Below are 2,139 nucleotides of genomic sequence, written 5' to 3' on the forward strand. Positions count from 1 at the left end.
GGGTGGGCTGGTGCACCAGATTGGCGTGCTGCCGATCCTGACCTTCGCCGAAGATCACTATGAGCTGCTGTCCGATCCGGTCAGCCTCGATCACGTGATTGAAAGCATCCACCCGTTGCTGGGGGACAAGCTGCTGCGGCGCTGGGACTTCCCGGAAATGCTGGTGAACCTGCCGGCGCAGTACATGAACCTTGAGCGCGACTCCGAGCGCCTGGACTATATCGACCTGGTGCAGGTCGCCGTGTTGTATTGCCACCGCGACACTGACCACCCGCTGGCCAGCGTGCCGATATTGACGGTACCTGCGATCAAGAAGCTGCGACTCGACCCCTACAGCGACACCTTGCGCGCCGAGCTGGATGAAGCACGGTCGATGTTCTACTGATTACCCCGCGATAAAACTGACCCGCACTTTCAAACCCGCCAACTCTCCGTCATGCAAGCTGATCTGCGCCAGGTGTGCCCGGCAGATCTCGCCAACAATCGCCAACCCCAAGCCCGCCCCCAAGCCCTGCTGGCTGCGCCGATAGAAGCGCTCGAACACTCGGTCCCGCTCATCCAGCGGGATGCCCGGGCCGTCATCTTCCACCTCAAGTACCGCCGGCGCCGTGACCCGCAAGATCACGTTGCCGCCCGGGGGCGTGTGGGCCAGGGCGTTGTCCACCAGGTTGCTCAACAACTCGTTCAACAAGGTGGGCTCGCCCCGCAGCCACACCGGTTCATCCGCCTCCAGCGCCAGGGCCACGCCACGCGCATGGGCCAGCGGCGCCATGGCCATGCCCAGCTCGCGAGCCAACTGGCTCAGGTCCAGCAACTGGGCCCCGCCTTCGGCAATCGCCCGGGCGCCGTTTTCGATGCGCGCCAGCGAGAGCAATTGATTGGCCAGGTGAGTCAGGCGATCAGTGCCCTGGGCTGCGGTTTCCAGGGTGGTGCGCCAGGTAGCCGGATCTTCGGCACGCAGGCCAAGCTCCAAGCGTGCCTTGAGCGCTGCCAACGGAGTGCGCAGCTCATGGGCGGCATCGGCAATAAACTGTGCCTGGCGCTCGAACTGCCCGCGCAGGCGTTCGGTGAAATGGTTGAGCGCATGTACCAGCGGGCCCAATTCATGCTGCACTTCCACCAGCGGCAATGGCCGCAGGTCATCGGGCTGACGCTCTTCCACGGCCGTGCGCAAGCGCTCCAACGGCCGCAGCGCCGCGCTCACGGCAAAGAACACCAACAACAATGCACCGATGGCCAGCATCCCCAGGCGCAGCAAGGTATCGGCCATCAGGCTGCGCGCCATCGCCACCCGCGCTTCGTCGGTTTCGGCCACGCGGATTTCCGCCATGCCGTTCATGTTCGGTTCGGAGACTGCCTTGAGCAGGCTGACCACTCTCACGTTCTGGCCCTGATACCTGGCGTTATAAAAGCGCGCCAGCGCCGGATAGTCATCGGTGCGTGGAGTTCCCGGCGGCGGGCCCGGCAGGTTTTCGTAGCCGGAGATCAGCTTCTGGTGAATATCGTTGACCTGGTAGTAGATCCGCCCGGCGCTGTCGTAGGCGAACGTATCCAGGGCGACGTAGGGCACATCGGCACTCAAGGTACCGTCGCGGTGGGACAGGCCGGCCGCAATGGTCCGCGCCGAGGCCAACAGCGTTCGGTCGTAAGCCGTGTCCGCCGCCTCGCGCCCATTCCAGTAAGCGCTCAAGCCGCTGGCAATCATCAACACCACCAGCAACAGCGCCAGGTTCCACAGCAGGCGCCAGCGCAGGCTGCTGGGCTTATGCATCGCGGGCTTCCAGCAGGTACCCCAGGCCACGGAAGGTGACGATGGCCACAGGCTGGCCATCGAGTTTCTTGCGCAGGCGGTGCACGTAGATTTCGATGGCATCGGGGCTGGCCTCTTCATCCAGGCCAAACACCTGGGAAGCCAGTTGCTCCTTGCTCATCACCCGGCCAGGACGCGCGATCAGCGCCTCAAGCACCGCCTGCTCGCGGGAGGTCAACGTCAGCAATTCGCCGCCCAGGGTGAAGCGCCGCGTGTCCAGGTCGTAAATCAGCACACCACACGCCTGTTGCCGCTCACCGCCCAGCACGCTACGGCGCAGCAGCGCCTTGACCCGGGCTTCCAGCTCCGTCAGTTCGAACGGCTTGGCC

At 64.5% G+C, this 2,139-nt stretch carries 3 protein-coding genes; 1 reads left to right on the plus strand and 2 read right to left on the minus strand.

The annotated features are described in order from the left end of the window. Positions 1–385, plus strand: a 385-nt coding sequence (locus tag HX786_RS31705; RefSeq protein WP_178913103.1) for an HDOD domain-containing protein, incomplete at its 5' end; no start/stop codon positions are given. Here the strand turns inward: HX786_RS31705 and HX786_RS31710 are convergent. Both HX786_RS31710 and HX786_RS31715 read right to left on the minus strand, forming a co-directional pair. After that, entirely contained in the window at positions 386–1,771 is a 1,386-nt protein-coding gene (locus HX786_RS31710) for a sensor histidine kinase (RefSeq protein WP_003212006.1), read from the minus strand. Then, a partial coding sequence (locus HX786_RS31715; protein WP_178913104.1) for a winged helix-turn-helix domain-containing protein occupies positions 1,764–2,139 on the minus strand: 376 nt, incomplete at its 5' end. The genes HX786_RS31710 and HX786_RS31715, both read right to left, overlap by 8 nt.

The organism is Pseudomonas sp. 21615526 (assembly GCF_013386245.1).
GTDB lineage: Bacteria > Pseudomonadota > Gammaproteobacteria > Pseudomonadales > Pseudomonadaceae > Aquipseudomonas.

Excerpts from the sequence above, each read along its gene's own strand:
- HX786_RS31710 (WP_003212006.1), bottom strand. The coding sequence starts at position 1,771 with ATGCATAAGCCCAGCAGCCTGCGCTGGCGCCTGCTGTGGAACCTGGCG.